The organism is Desulfarculus baarsii DSM 2075, assembly GCF_000143965.1.
Taxonomy (GTDB): domain Bacteria; phylum Desulfobacterota; class Desulfarculia; order Desulfarculales; family Desulfarculaceae; genus Desulfarculus; species Desulfarculus baarsii.
Genome location: NC_014365.1, coordinates 799,758 through 812,501, shown reverse-complemented (window position 1 = coordinate 812,501; position 12,744 = coordinate 799,758). Strand labels below are relative to the sequence as shown.

At 68.7% G+C, this 12,744-nt stretch carries 15 protein-coding genes; 7 read left to right on the top strand and 8 right to left on the bottom strand.

Annotation, left to right across the window (positions count from 1 at the left end; all coding sequences use genetic code 11):
• Positions 1 to 3: 3 nt before the first annotated feature.
• Positions 4 to 765 (top strand): glycosyltransferase family 2 protein, encoded by a 762-nt coding sequence (locus DEBA_RS03565; protein WP_013257539.1) that lies wholly within the window; start codon positions 4 to 6, stop codon positions 763 to 765.
• Here the strand turns inward: DEBA_RS03565 and DEBA_RS03560 are convergent.
• The 3 genes from DEBA_RS03560 to DEBA_RS03550 all read right to left on the bottom strand — a co-directional run bounded on the left by DEBA_RS03560 (position 762) and on the right by DEBA_RS03550 (position 4,643).
• Positions 762 to 1,970 carry an MFS transporter gene (locus DEBA_RS03560; protein WP_013257538.1) on the bottom strand — a complete coding sequence of 403 codons (1,209 nt, stop codon included), beginning with the start codon at positions 1,968 to 1,970 and terminating at the stop codon, positions 762 to 764. The genes DEBA_RS03565 and DEBA_RS03560 overlap by 4 nt on opposite strands.
• Positions 1,971 to 2,012: 42 nt before the next feature.
• Positions 2,013 to 3,314 (bottom strand): acetyl-CoA hydrolase/transferase family protein, encoded by a 1,302-nt coding sequence (locus tag DEBA_RS03555; RefSeq protein WP_013257537.1) that lies wholly within the window; start codon positions 3,312 to 3,314, stop codon positions 2,013 to 2,015.
• A gap of 165 nt (positions 3,315 to 3,479) precedes the next feature.
• The gene (locus tag DEBA_RS03550) at positions 3,480 to 4,643 is read right to left on the bottom strand and encodes an iron-containing alcohol dehydrogenase (protein ID WP_013257536.1); all 1,164 of its coding nucleotides are present in this window, start codon (positions 4,641 to 4,643) and stop codon (positions 3,480 to 3,482) included.
• A 164-nt stretch (positions 4,644 to 4,807) separates the two neighbouring features.
• Between DEBA_RS03550 and DEBA_RS03545 the strand changes: the two genes are divergently transcribed.
• A complete protein-coding gene (locus DEBA_RS03545) occupies positions 4,808 to 6,148 on the top strand; it encodes an ATP-dependent 6-phosphofructokinase (protein WP_013257535.1) in 1,341 nt (446 codons plus the stop codon).
• The gene (locus DEBA_RS03540; RefSeq protein ID WP_013257534.1) at positions 6,145 to 6,906 is read left to right on the top strand and encodes a TVP38/TMEM64 family protein; all 762 of its coding nucleotides are present in this window, start codon (positions 6,145 to 6,147) and stop codon (positions 6,904 to 6,906) included. Before DEBA_RS03545 ends, DEBA_RS03540 begins: the two co-directional genes overlap by 4 nt.
• A 43-nt stretch (positions 6,907 to 6,949) precedes the next feature.
• Here DEBA_RS03540 and DEBA_RS03535 read toward each other — a convergent pair whose 3' ends face one another.
• Entirely contained in the window at positions 6,950 to 7,192 is a 243-nt protein-coding gene (locus DEBA_RS03535) for a hypothetical protein (RefSeq protein ID WP_013257533.1), read from the bottom strand.
• Positions 7,193 to 7,285: 93 nt separating this feature from the next.
• Between DEBA_RS03535 and DEBA_RS16785 the strand changes: the two genes are divergently transcribed.
• The 4 genes from DEBA_RS16785 to DEBA_RS03515 are packed head-to-tail and all read left to right on the top strand — an operon-like array spanning position 7,286 to position 10,444.
• Positions 7,286 to 8,080, top strand: a complete 795-nt coding sequence (locus DEBA_RS16785) for a class I SAM-dependent methyltransferase (protein ID WP_013257532.1) — start codon at positions 7,286 to 7,288, stop codon at positions 8,078 to 8,080.
• Between the two features lie 11 nt (positions 8,081 to 8,091).
• Complete coding sequence (locus DEBA_RS03525) at positions 8,092 to 8,739, top strand: FmdE family protein (RefSeq protein ID WP_013257531.1); 648 nt, start codon at positions 8,092 to 8,094, stop codon at positions 8,737 to 8,739.
• Complete coding sequence (locus DEBA_RS03520) at positions 8,736 to 9,815, top strand: molybdopterin-binding protein (RefSeq protein ID WP_013257530.1); 1,080 nt, start codon at positions 8,736 to 8,738, stop codon at positions 9,813 to 9,815. Before DEBA_RS03525 ends, DEBA_RS03520 begins: the two co-directional genes overlap by 4 nt.
• Positions 9,812 to 10,444 carry an HAD family hydrolase gene (locus DEBA_RS03515; RefSeq protein WP_013257529.1) on the top strand — a complete coding sequence of 211 codons (633 nt, stop codon included), beginning with the start codon at positions 9,812 to 9,814 and terminating at the stop codon, positions 10,442 to 10,444. Before DEBA_RS03520 ends, DEBA_RS03515 begins: the two co-directional genes overlap by 4 nt.
• Here the strand turns inward: DEBA_RS03515 and DEBA_RS03510 are convergent.
• The 4 genes from DEBA_RS03510 to DEBA_RS03495 are packed head-to-tail and all read right to left on the bottom strand — an operon-like array spanning position 10,441 to position 12,672.
• Positions 10,441 to 10,752 carry a hypothetical protein gene (locus tag DEBA_RS03510; protein ID WP_013257528.1) on the bottom strand — a complete coding sequence of 104 codons (312 nt, stop codon included), beginning with the start codon at positions 10,750 to 10,752 and terminating at the stop codon, positions 10,441 to 10,443. The genes DEBA_RS03515 and DEBA_RS03510 overlap by 4 nt on opposite strands.
• Positions 10,752 to 11,672, bottom strand: coding sequence for a hypothetical protein (locus DEBA_RS03505; protein ID WP_013257527.1), 921 nt, complete (start codon positions 11,670 to 11,672; stop codon positions 10,752 to 10,754). The genes DEBA_RS03510 and DEBA_RS03505 overlap by 1 nt, the downstream gene beginning before the upstream one ends.
• Positions 11,673 to 11,684: 12 nt before the next feature.
• Positions 11,685 to 12,428 (bottom strand): anaerobic ribonucleoside-triphosphate reductase activating protein, encoded by a 744-nt coding sequence (locus DEBA_RS03500; protein WP_013257526.1) that lies wholly within the window; start codon positions 12,426 to 12,428, stop codon positions 11,685 to 11,687.
• Positions 12,421 to 12,672 carry a hypothetical protein gene (locus DEBA_RS03495; RefSeq protein ID WP_013257525.1) on the bottom strand — a complete coding sequence of 84 codons (252 nt, stop codon included), beginning with the start codon at positions 12,670 to 12,672 and terminating at the stop codon, positions 12,421 to 12,423. Before DEBA_RS03495 ends, DEBA_RS03500 begins: the two co-directional genes overlap by 8 nt.
• Positions 12,673 to 12,744: the final 72 nt, after the last annotated feature.

Genomic DNA, 12,744 nt, shown 5'->3' with positions numbered 1-12,744 from the left:
GCCGTGGCCAGCCTGACCGTCGCCATCATCACCAAAAACGAGGCGGCCAACCTGCCCCGCTGGCTGGCCGCCGTCGGGCCCGTGGCCGACGAGATCGTGGCCGTTGATTCAGGCTCCAGCGACGCCACCGTCGATCTGCTGGCCCAGGCCGGGGCCAAGGTTTGCTTTCGCCAGTGGACCGGCTACGCCGACCAGCGCAACCACTGCATCGACCAAGCCAGCGGCGACTGGGTGCTCTTCCTCGACGCCGACGAGTTCATCGACGACGAGCTGGCCCAGGCCCTGAACGCCCTGAAAAACGGCCCGCCGCCGGCCGAGGCCGCCTTTGAGCTGACCTACAAGGTCTTTTTTTTCGGACGCTTTCTGCGCCACGGCGGCTATTATCCCGAGCGCCATCTGCGCCTGCACCGCCGGGGCCAAGCCCGCTGGGTCGCCCGCCAGGTCCACGAGCGCCTGGAGGCCGACGGGCCGGTGGGCCGCCTGGCCGGCCATGTCCACCACCACAGCTACCGGACCGTGGGCGATTATCTGGCCCGGGCCCAGCGCTACAGCGCCGAGGCCGCCCAGCAGATGCTGGCCGCCGGCCGCCGGGCCGGGCCGCTGACCGTGGTCGGCCACGCCGGCTGGAGCTTTTTCAATCGCTACATCTTGCGGCTGGGCTTTTTGGATGGCTACGAGGGCTATCTGGCCGCCCGGCTGGAGAGCCTCTACACCCTGGCCAAATACGCCCGCCTGCGCGAGCTTTCGCGCCAAGGCCGGCCCTAGGCCCCATCCTCGCCGCCGGCGGCCCGGCCCAGGCACGCCGCGACAACGACAATGGCCCCAACGGCCAGCGCCGCTCCGGCCCAGAAGACCTCGCGCAGACCGCCCACGGTCAGCAGCAGGCCAAAGCCCACCGGGGCCACGGTCTGGCCCAGGCGCATGGTCAAGGAGTTGACGCTCATCAGCGCGGCGCGCAGTTGCGGCGGCGAAAGCGCGGTCAAAAGCTCCAGCACGCTGGGCAGCAGCAGGCCGTGGCCCAGGCCCAGGCAGGCCAGCGCCAGCGCCAGCGGCCAGATGGACGCGGCCCAGGACATGATGAACATGGCCAGGCCATAGAGCCCAAAGCCCGCGACGATCAGCGCCCGCGAGCCCCACCACGCCGTCAGCCGGCCCACCAGCGCCGAGGCCAGACCGATGAAAACCGTGACCACGGTCATGGCCAGGCCGATGACGTGGGGCGCGGCGGCCAGGCGCTGGTGCAGCATCAGCGGGCCATAGGTGAAAAACGCGCCGAACAGCAGCGCGAACACGCAAAAATCCGCCGCCAGCAGCCCGGCCATCGGCCGCGAGGCCACCAGCCCCAGCACGCGCCCCAGATAACGGCCCAGGCCGTCGGCCGATTTCTGGGGCTCGGGCCCGTCAAAGCGATATTGCACCAGCCACCAGCAGCCCAGCGCCAACAGCGGCATCACAAAGACCCAGCGCCAGCCGGCCAGGGCCGTCAGGCCGCCGAAAATGCTGGCCGTGGCCGAACCCACGCTGATCGCCATGCCCAAAAGGCCCATGGCCAGCACCCGCGCGCGGCCTTCGTAGGCGTCGCCGGCCATGGTGAAGGTCAGCGTGTTGAGGGGCCCCGCGCCCAGGCCCTGCACGAAACGCAGGGCCAAAAGCTGCTGAAAGCTCTGGGCCAGGCCACAGGCCGCCCCGCCCAGGGCAAAGATCAACAGCGCCGGGGCCAGCACCCGCCGGCGGCCCAGGCGGTCGGCCAGCACGCCGGAGACCGGCGCGCCCAGGGCCCCGCCCAGGGCAAAGGCCGTCACCGCCCAGCCGATGTGGGCCGGATGCACCGACCACGCCTCCATCACCAGCGGCAGGGCCGGCGTCAACGAGCTTACGCCGATCACCGCGAAAAACGTCACCGCCATCAGGATGCGAAAGTTGCCGTCGGCCAGTGGGGCGCGGCCGTTTTTTGCCGTTTCGTCTTGCAAGCGTGGTCCATTCGCGGGCCAGCGCCCGTCAGTGAGCCGGGCTCAGATCAGGCGCAGATCCTCGGCCTGGCGGCGCAGATCGTCGCGGAAATCCGGGTGGGCCAGGTCGATGATCGCCAACGCCCGACGAGAGGTGGCCATGCCCTTGAGGTTGACCGCGCCGAACTCGGTGACCAGCCAGTGCACGTCGGTGCGCGGGGTGGTCACCGGCGCGCCGGGCTCCAGCCGGCCGACGATCTTGGAGACCGCCCCGCCCTTGGCCGTGGCGCGAAAGGCCAGGATCGACTTGCCCTCGGGCGCGTCAAAGGCCCCGCGCACGAAATCGAGCTGGCCGCCGGCCCCGCTGAACTGGTGGCCGGCCAGCGATTCGGCGTTGCACTGGCCGGTCAGATCGACCTCGATGACGGTGTTGACGCTGATCATGCGCCGATTGCGGGCGATGACCGCGGGCCGGTTGACGTAGGAGACCGGGTAGGACTCCATGGCCGGGTTGTCGTCCATGAAGGCCAGCATCTCGTCGTCGCCCTGGGCCACGGTGAAAACGTGCTTGCGCGGATGCAGGGTCTTTTTGGCCCCGCTGACCACGCCGGCCTTGATCAGCTTGATCATGCCCGGCCCCAGCACCTCGGTGTGGATGCCCAAGTCCTTGTGATCGCCGAGATAATCGGCCACGGCGTTGGGCAGGGCCCCCACGCCCAGTTGCAGCGTGGCTTCATGGGGGATCAACTCGGCCACCTTTTGGCCGATGACGGCGTCCTCGGGCTTGTTGGGCGAATGGGGCATGGGCGCGATGGGCTGGTGGTTTTCGACCAGCAGGCCCACCTCCGAGACATGCATCTGGCTCTGGCCAAAGACGCGGGGCATATGGCGGTTGACCTCCAGGATGGTCAGCCGGGCCCGCCGCGCGGCGGTGGTGGAGTAATCGTTGGACGTGCCAAAACTGAAATAGCCGGCCTTGTCCATGGGCGAAACAGTGGTGACAAAGACGTCCACGTCGGTGAACTCCTCGATCAGCCGGGGCACCTGATGAAAATGGTTGGGCACGAAATAATTGAGCCCCACGTCCACCAGGCCGCGATCGCCGCCGCCCACGAACCACGTGAGGGCCTCCACCCGGTCGCACAGCAGCGGGTCGAGGATCGTGCCGCCGGCCACGGCCAGGGGCAGCAGCGAATAGACCCGCAGGCGCTGAAGCGCGCCCTCGCGCAGACGTTGGGCGATGGCCCCCAGGATGGCCGGCGGTTCGGCCATGGTCAGGCCGTGGATCAGCGTCCAGCCATCCTGGACGCGGGCGGCCGCCTGTTGGGCCGAAACCAGTTTCTTGGCATATTCAGCCTGATACACGCCTTGCCCTCTGGTTATTGGTGAGCGTTTCGCTGTGTTTTCCCATTTTGCCAGAAAGCGCGTGGCGCGGCGGAAAAAATGCGGCGCGCCGGCCGTGGGGCGCGCCCCACGCAAAAGGCCCGCCCCCGGTCGCGGAGGCGGGCCTTGGCGCGGCTGATGGGGCGGCTATTCGCCAAAGGCCTGGTGGTAGATTTCTTCCAGATCCTCGGCGCAGACCTTGCGCGGGTTGTTGGCGATGGGCCGGGCCACGGTCATGGCCTTTTTGGCCATCTCGGGCACGGAGGCCTGGGGCACGTTCAATTCCTTGAGCGTGGCCGGGATGCCCACGTCCTCGCTGAGGTCCATGACCTCGTGCAGGCAGGCGTAGGCCGCGTCGCGGGTGCTCATGTCGCCCGGCAGCTCGGCCAGGGCGTTGGCCATGGCCGCGAAGCGCTCGGGGCAGGCCATGATGTTGTGACGCAGCACGTAGGGCAGAAGCACGGCGTTGGCCTCGCCGTGGGGGATATCGTAGAAAGCGCCCAACGGATAGGCCATGGCGTGGACCGCGCCCACGCCGGCTTGGGCCAGGGCCAGCCCGGCCAGGTAGGCGCCCAAAAGCATTTCGCTGCGGGCCTGGATGTTTTCGCCGTGGGCCACGGCCTGGCGCAGGCTGCCGCCGATGAGCTCGATGGCCGCCAGGGCGTTGTGGTCGCTGAGGGCGTGGGCGGCGCGGCTGGTGTAGGCCTCCATGGCGTGGGTCAGGGCGTCCATGCCGGTGATGGCGCTGATGTAGGGCGGGCAACTGACGGTCAGCTCGGGGTCGAGGATGGCCATGTGGGGGTAGAGCAGCCGGCCGTTGATGCCGCCTTTGAACTTGTCGGCGCGGCGGGTGAAGACGGCGGTGAAGGTGACCTCGCTGCCGGTGCCGGCGGTGGTGGGCAGGCAGATCACGGGCTTGCCCGGCGTCTTGACCAGCTCCAGCCCGACATAGTCGGTGCACTGGCCCTGGTTGGTGATCAGCACGCCGGCGGCCTTGGCCAGGTCGAGGGCGCTGCCGCCGCCGATGCCCACCACCACGTCGACGGCGTTGTCGCGGCCCAGGGCGGCGGCGGCGTCGGCCTCGGCGGGCTCGGGCTCGCGGGTGATGTCGCTGTAGATCACGGCCTCGACGCCGGCTTTGTCGAGGGCGTCCAGGGCCGGGGCGGCCACGCCCAACTTGGCCAGGGACGGATCCAAGACCACCAGGGCCTTGCGGCCGCCCAGCAGCTTGACTTCCTCACCCAGCGAGGCGGCGCTGCCGCAGCCGAAAGTGACGCGGCGCACGCCTTCAACGGTGAACTGAGTCGCCATGTTTTCGCTCCGATTGTCTCGGCCGGTCGGCCGCATAGTGTATAATTTTAGCGATAGAATCGTAGCACAATCGCTATATTTGTAAAGCGCCGCCGCGCTTGACCGCCAATTTGGCCGATGCTACCCTGCTCGCAGTCATCCGCCGCCTCAAACGGAGTCGCGCCGTGAACGAGATCAAACACACCGTAAGGCCCGAGGACACCCTCATCCCCGCCCTGGGCCCGGCCAAGATCGTCAACCCCCTGACCACAATGAAAGCGCCCGAAAAGCGCGGCTTCACCTTCCTCGACGACGACAGCGCCCGCGTTTTGATCAACCCCTACAGCTGCGAGCCGGACGCCGATGGCAACCTGCCGGCCAGCCTGGAAAAAGCCGGGCCGCGCCGCCACATCTACTTCGACCCCACCAAGCTCAAGGCGGCCATCGTCACCTGCGGCGGCATGTGCCCGGGCATCAACTCGCTGGTGCGCTCGATCGTCTTGCAGCTTTATTATATGTATGGCGTGCGCAACATCGTCGGCGTGCGCTACGGCTTGCAGGGCTTCATCCCCTCCTACGGCCACGATTTCATCGACCTCAACCCCAAGACCGTCCAGAGCATCCACGGCCGGGGCGGCTCTTTTCTGGGCATGAGCCGCGGCCCCCAACCCATGGACGAGATCGTCGACACCCTCGAACGCCAGAACATCGGCCTGCTGTTCATGATCGGCGGCGACGGCACCCTGCACGCGGCCCAGAGCATCCACCAGGAGATCACCAACCGAGGCCTCAAGATCGGCCTGGTGGCCATCCCCAAGACCATCGACAACGACATCTGCTTCGTCGAGATGACCTTCGGCTTCCAGACCGCCGTGGAGGCGGCCACCCGGGCCATCCTGGGGGCCCACAACGAGGCCGAGGGCGCGCCCAACGGCCTGGGCCTGGTCAAGCTGATGGGTCGGCACAGCGGCTTCGTGGCCGCCCACGCCACCCTGGCCCTGACCGAGGTCAACTTCTGCCTGGTGCCCGAGGTCGACTTCGACCTGGACGGCCCCAACGGCCTGCTACAGGCCCTCAACAACCGCATGACCGCCCGAGGCCACGCCGTGGTGGTGGTGGCCGAGGGCGCGGGCCAGAAATTTTTTCACACCGACCACGCCGAAAAAGACCCCTCCGGCAACGTGCGCCTGGGCGACATCGGCACCTATCTGCGCGACCGCTTCAGCGCCCACTTCGCCGACCAGGGCGTCGAGCTCAACCAAAAATACATCGATCCGTCCTACATGGTGCGCTCGGTGCCGGCCAACAGCGGCGACCGCATCTTCACCGGCTTTCTGGGCCACCACGCCGTGCACGCCGGCATGAGCGGCCGCACGGGCCTGCTCATCTCGCTGTGGAACAACCACTATGTCCACGCGCCGATCCCGCTGGCGATCTGCCACCGCAAAAAGATCGACCCCTGTGGCGGCCTGTGGCGGGCGGTGCTGGAGTCCACCGGTCAGCCCAGCCTGAAAAACGAAGCTTGAGCGCCGATCCGCCCAAAATCCCAACGCCGCGTCGCCCGCTCTGGCGGCCGGCCCTGGCCGTGGCCCTGCTGCTGGCGGTGGGCCTGCTGACGTGGCTTTATTGGGAGCCCATGTGGGCCTTTTGTCAGCGCATGTGGGCGATGCTGGCCGACCGCGAGACCTTCCGCCAGCGCATTCAGGATTACGGCGCCTGGGCGCCGCTGGTGTTCATGGGCTTTCAGGTGGCCCAGGTGGTCTTTTCGCCCATCCCCGGCGAGCTTGTCGGCGCGGCGGGCGGCTATGTCTTTGGCTGGTGGCAATCGGCGATCTACTCCACCATCAGCCTGGCCCTGGGCTCGTGGATCAACTTTTTCCTGGCCCGGCTGCTGGGCCGCGGCCTGGTCGAGCGCCTGGCCCCGCCGGCCTATCTGGCCAAGACCGCCGAGTTGATGGAGCGCCAAGGCGTCATCCTCAGCTTCATTTTTTTTGTTTTTCCGGGCTTTCCCAAGGACGTGCTGTGCTATGTGCTGGGGCTTTCGCCCATGCACTGGGCGGTGTTCATGGTGCTTTCGTCGGTGGGGCGCATCCCCGGCACGCTGATGCTGAGCCTCCAGGGCGCGCTGGTCTACAACGAGCAATATTGGAGCCTGGGCCTGCTGCTGGCCATCAGTCTGGCCATGGTGGCCCCGGTGTGGATCTGGCGCGAGAAGATCTATGGCTTGCTTTATCGGCTGGACCGCCGCCACGGCCCCATCGACGACGAGGACGGCCAGGACTAGGCGACGTTTTCGCGGACGGCGGCGCGCAACGCTGGCCGGATGATCAGCGGGTCGAGCCCACGGGCATGGAGAGCACCTCGGCCGGGCCACGGGGGATGCTCGGCGCGCCGTCGGGGAACAGCTCGCACTGGCGGCAGGAAAAAGACGTCCAGCGCCGGGCCGAAACCAGGCCCAGGCAGGCGTTGTAGAGCCCGCAATCCAGGTGGCGGTGGCAACGGACCTCGGCGTAGTCCAGCTCCCTGGCCAGGAACGTCGGCCCGCGCTTGCTTTTGCGTCTTCGTTGCATGGCTGCCCTTTCCGCGCCTAAAAATACCACAAACCGGGCCAGCCGCGCCACAGGGCCGGCAACCTGGCCGGATAGGCCGGCGGGATATTGCCCTTGGCCGTCGCCTCGGGCTTGCCCAAGGGGGCCGATGGTTATATCCTTAGCGACATGGACAAGATATTCGAAGCGCAGGAGACCGCCCAATACGAAGCCTGGCTGGAGACCCCGGCCGGGGCTCAATATCTGCGGGCCAGTTGCGCCCTGCTCGACCAGATCCTCGACTTCACGCCTGGCTGGCGGGTGTTGGACGTGGGTTGCGGCCTGGGCGCGCATCTGGAGCACCTGCACGAGCGGGGCATGTTCTGCCAGGGCCTGGAGGCCGGGCCGGTGGCGGCCAAGCTGGCCTCCCAACGCCTGGGCGGGCGGGCGCGCATCGTCAAGGGCGACGCCCACGATCTGCCCTTCGACGACAACGAGTTCGACGCCGTGGTGCTGGTCAACACCCTGGAGCTGACCGAGCGCCGCGCCCAGGTTCTGGCCGAGGCCGCGCGGGTGGCCGCCAGCCGGGTCTGCGTGATCAGCGCCAACCCCTTCGACCCCAGCGCCCAGATCGCCCGCTGGTTGGGCCGCAAGCACCCGGTGCTGACGGGCCGGCCCATCGGCCTGTTGGGCCTGCGTCGCCTGGTGCGCGAGGTTCTGGGTCCAGTGCCCACCACCTGGTCCAGCGCGGTCACCTGGCCCTGGCCCAGGGTCGGTCGTCACCCCCTGGGCGAGTTGGTGGGCCTGTGCGCGGCGGTGACGCCGCGCCTGCGCGCCATGCCGCTGCCCATCACCACCGCCCCGCCCGTGGCTGGCCGCGAAGCCCTGCGGGCCCACGGCCGGGTCAGCTCCATCCACCGCGTCAAGTGACCGTCGCGCCCATGCCGCAAACCATCGCCATTCCCCCGGGCCAGACGCCACCCCGCGCCTTGGTCGACGCCCTGGTCGAGGCCTCGGCGCGCAGCCATGGCCACCTCTGTTCCGGCCAGGTCATCGGCGTGCGCATGTCTATTTTGGGCCTGGGGCTTTTAGGCTACGGCTGCCCGCTGGGCATGCCCGAGATCAAAAACATCGTGGGATTTGTCGAGGTGGAGCGCTGCCTGGCCGACGCCGTGGCCGCGGCCACGGGCCTGCGTTTCGGCCGCGGCTCGCTCAAGATGATCAACCTGGGCCTGCTGGCCGTCTCGTTTCTGGACCTGACCGACGGCCGGGCCGTGCGCGTGGTCAACCGCGAGCAATCCAAGGAGCTGGCGCGCGACTACGCCCCGGCCGGCCTGACCAAACCCAGCGCCGTGCAGGAGGCCGCCTATCGGCTCATGCCCGACGACGTGCTCTTCGAGGCGTCGTGGGTGCGCATCGACCTGGAGCCCAACGAACGGCCCGGCGCGCGGCCGGAAAAAATCCCCTGCCAACGCTGTGGCGTTTTGGTGCGCTCGGGCCAGATGCGCCGGGTGGCGGGCCAGAACCTCTGCGCGGTCTGCGCCGGCCAAGCGTACTTTTCCCCCGCGCCCGGAGATGATCGATCATGAGCGGCGACTGCGGACAACAATGCGCCAACGGGCCCAGCGGGCGCATCGTGCCCCTGGAGCAGGCCGTGGGCCTGATTCTGGCCCACGACGTTACGGAGATCGTGCCCGGCAAGGCCAAGGGCCCGGCCTTTCGCAAGGGCCACGTGGTGCGCGCCGAGGATCTGGAGCGCCTGGCGGCCATGGGCAAACGCAATCTTTACGTGCTGGATATCGGCCCCGAGCAGATGCACGAGGACGAGGCCGCCGGCCTGCTGGCCCAGGCCCTGGCCGGGCCGGGCGTCTGTTTGGGTGGGCCGCCCCGCGAGGGCAAGATCACCCTTTTGGCCGACCGCGACGGCCTGTTCATGGTCGACGTGGAGCGCCTGACCAGCTTCAATCTGGTCGATGAAGTGATGTGCGCCACCATCCACCGCCACACGCCGGTGAAAAAAGGCCAACCCGTGGCCGGCACCAGGGCCATCCCGCTGACGCCGTTACGCCAAAACATCGCCAGGGCCGTGGAAGTGGCCCAAGGCGGGTTGATCGAGGTCGCGCCCATCAAGCCGGCGCGAACGGGCATCGTCGTCACCGGCAACGAGGTGGCCTCGGGTTTGATCCAGGACGGCTTCGCGCCGGTGGTGCGCAAAAAGCTGGCCGAGTTGGGGGCCTCGGCGTTGGGCGTCAAGATCGCCCCCGACGACCGCGCCGCCGTGGCCGGGGCCATCCGCTCGCTGTTGGCCGACGGGGCCGAGCTGATCATCACCACCGCCGGCATGAGCGTCGATCCCGACGACGTCACCCGCCACGCCATCGTCGACGCCGGCGGGCTGGATCTGGTCTATGGCGCGCCGATACTGCCGGGGGCGATGTTTCTGGTGGGCAAGCTGGCCGGGCCCCACGGCCTCGTGCCGGTGCTGGGCGTGCCGGCCTGCGCGCTCTATCACCCCACGACCATCCTCGACGTGATCCTGCCACGAGTCCTGGCCGGCCAAAGCCCCGACCGCGCCGACATGGCCGCCCTGGCCCACGGCGGTTTTTGCCGCGACTGCCCCGGCGGCTGTCGCTTCCCCTTCTGCGGATTCGGCCGGGGCGCATGAACCGGCCCCTGGCCCTGGTCTTTGACTTTGACGGCACCCTGGCCGAGCTGAACATCGATTTTGGCCTGATGGCCCGCCAGGTCGAGGCCCTGGCCCGGCGCATGGGTTTTGCCGGGCCGTGGCCGGCGGGCTATCTGCTGGAGGTCGTGGGCCGGGTCGCCAACGCCCTGGGCGACGGTTTCGCCGCCCAGGCCGAGGAAGTCATCCGCCAGGTGGAGGTCGAAGCGGCCGCAAGGGGCCGCTTGTTCGATTTCTGCCGGCCGTTGTTGGCCGGCCTGCGGCGGGAAGGCCTGGCCGTGGCCATTGTCAGCCGCAACTGCGCGGCGGCCATCAGGCGGGTTTTCCCCGACATCGACGCCCACTGCCAGGCGTTTTTGCCCCGCGAGGCCGCGCCCCGGCCCAAGCCGGACCCGGCCCACGTGCTGGCGGCCCTGGAGCGCCTTGGCGTTTGGCCGGCCCAGGCCTGGATGATCGGCGATCACCCCACCGACATGAGCGCCGGCCGGGCCGCCGGCTGTTTCTGCCTGGGCCTGACCAGCGGTCGTAGCGACGCCGCCGCGCTATGCGCCGCCGGCGCGGGGCTGGTTTTGGCCGATGCGGGGATGATCGCGGAGATGATCGCGGCCTAGTCGATGATCAGCAGGGCGTTGCCCAGGCCCAGGGCCGAGACCGGCCTGGTCAGGCGGCCCAGGCCACGCATCAGGCTGTTTTGCCATTGCAGGGGCCGCAGGTTGTCCAACTCGCCACGGCCGCCGCAGTCGGGCGGCACGATGTAGTCCAGATCCCAGCCATAGGCCGAGGCCCGATCACCAAAGGCGTGGCGGTAGATCCAGGCCCCAAAGCAATCCTGGCGCACGCTGTCCGGGTCCAGTCGCGGCGCGGGCCGCGCCTTTTGCCAGACCCGCTCGATAAGCTCCAACGGCAGATCGCGCTCCATCACCAATCCCCTTCGGCCGAGCCGGCCAGGGCCCGCCGCAGGGGCCATGGCGCGGGCAGGGCCTCGTCGTGAGGCGGCCGGGCCAAGCCGCTCCACGCCAGGCCGTTGTCTTCTCCCCTTTGGCCACGCACCAGCATCTGGCCGCCCTCGTCCACGTCGATTTGCAGCTCGGCCATGGGCCTGGTGCCGAGCGGCCGTCGCCAGGCCTCGTCGCCATCCTCGGCCGGCCAGGGTTCTTGGGCCTCGCGCCAGCCCAGCAGCAACCAGGGCAGGCAGGCCATCACCAGGCCACGACCCAGATCGTGGCCGGCGGCCGGCTCGCCGGCGGCGTAACCCGAAACCCCGCCCACCAGCCGCCTGGTCTCGCCATCGGCCAGCAGCCGTTGCCAGGCCGCCGCGCGCAGATCGCCACCCACCAGCAATTGACGGCCGCCGTCCGGCGCGGGGCCCAGGCGCGCGGCCAATGAACTGTTGCAGACCCAGGCCCCGGGCGGCCCGCCCAGGTCCAGGATTTCCTCGGGTTGCAGGCCCAAGACCAGCATGGGCGGTTGGGGAAAGATGTCCAGCGGCGGCTGGGCCACCCTGGCCCTGGGCATGACGTGGGCCCGCAGGCTGAAGCCGCTCTCGTCGCTGGCCAGGCCCTGCCAGAACACCCACGAACCGCCGGGCCGCAAGACCAGCCCGCGCACCAAACACAACACGGCCAACCATTGGTGGATGTCGGGCTGGCCACAGGCCGGGCGCAGATATTCGTCCAGCGGCCGCAAGGGGCCCACCTCGCCCCGCCGGCGCAAAAAACCAAGCGCCTTGCCGCTGGGCCGGACGCCGCTGTCGATGAGCATCCGCCGGCCACCGGGCAGGCGCAAAAAAAGGCACACGCCTTCGCCGCTGTCAAAGACGATCAGGCGCAGGGCGGCCACGACCAACGGCTCCTAGCGCCGCCCGACGGCGTCGGCCAGGCTGGCCTGCAAACGGGCCAGATCGTCGGCGGCATAGACCCCGCCGGCCAACGGCAGGGCCGCCTGGTTCCAGGCCGTGGCCGGGTTCATGGCTTGCAGCGTCCAACCTTGGCAACCGCGCAGGGCCTGGGCCATGGCCGCCAGCTCGGCCGGGCCGTGCCAGCCGGGTATGATCGTCGAGCGAAACTCGTGGGCCACGCCGCTGTGGATCAAAAAATCCACGCTCTGGCCGATGCGCGCCACATCCGCCGCCACCCCGGCCGCCCGGCGATAGGCCAGCGCCTCCAGCGGGGCCTTGAGGTCCATGGCCACCATGTCCACCAAACCCGCCTCCACCAGCCGACGCAACACGGCGGGCCGATGGCCGTTGGTGTCGAGCTTGACCGCGAAACCCTCGGCCTTGATCAGGGCCAGCAGGCGCTCCAGGCCCTGGTTGACCGTGGGCTCGCCGCCGCTGACCACCACGCCGTCGATCCAGCCCACGAAGGGCCGCAGGCGCGCCAGCACATCCTCCAGCGGCCGGGTCTGATAGCTTTCGGGCTCGACAGCCAGGGCGTGGTTGTGGCAATAGGGGCAGGCAAAATTGCAGCCCGGCAAAAAAAGCACCGCCGCGATGCAGCCCCGCCAATCGACAAAGCTGGTCTCCAAAAAGCCCTTGATCGCCGGCAACGCCGCGCCAACCCCCTCGGGCCGCGCCGCGCCAGCCCCGTCAGGCACCGACCGCCTGCTTGCTCAGATACGACTTGATCTTGATCGCCCCGCTGATGTGACTCATGTCGTCAAGCACCAAAATGGGCAGCTCCCGCTCGGCCACGTCCACCAGCTCGTGCCAGGCCAGATGCGCCAAAGCCTCGGGATTGTCCGGGGCCAAAATGTCCTCGCGAATGCCCAACGCCGGCAAATCAAACTTGTCGGTGATGTAATGGCACTTCTCGCAACCCGGTTTGGTGAATAGCGTCATGATTTGGCTCCTTTTGGGGAGGGAGGAGAGGGGAGATCGCGGGGAAACCCTTTTTTGCAAAAAAGGGTTTCC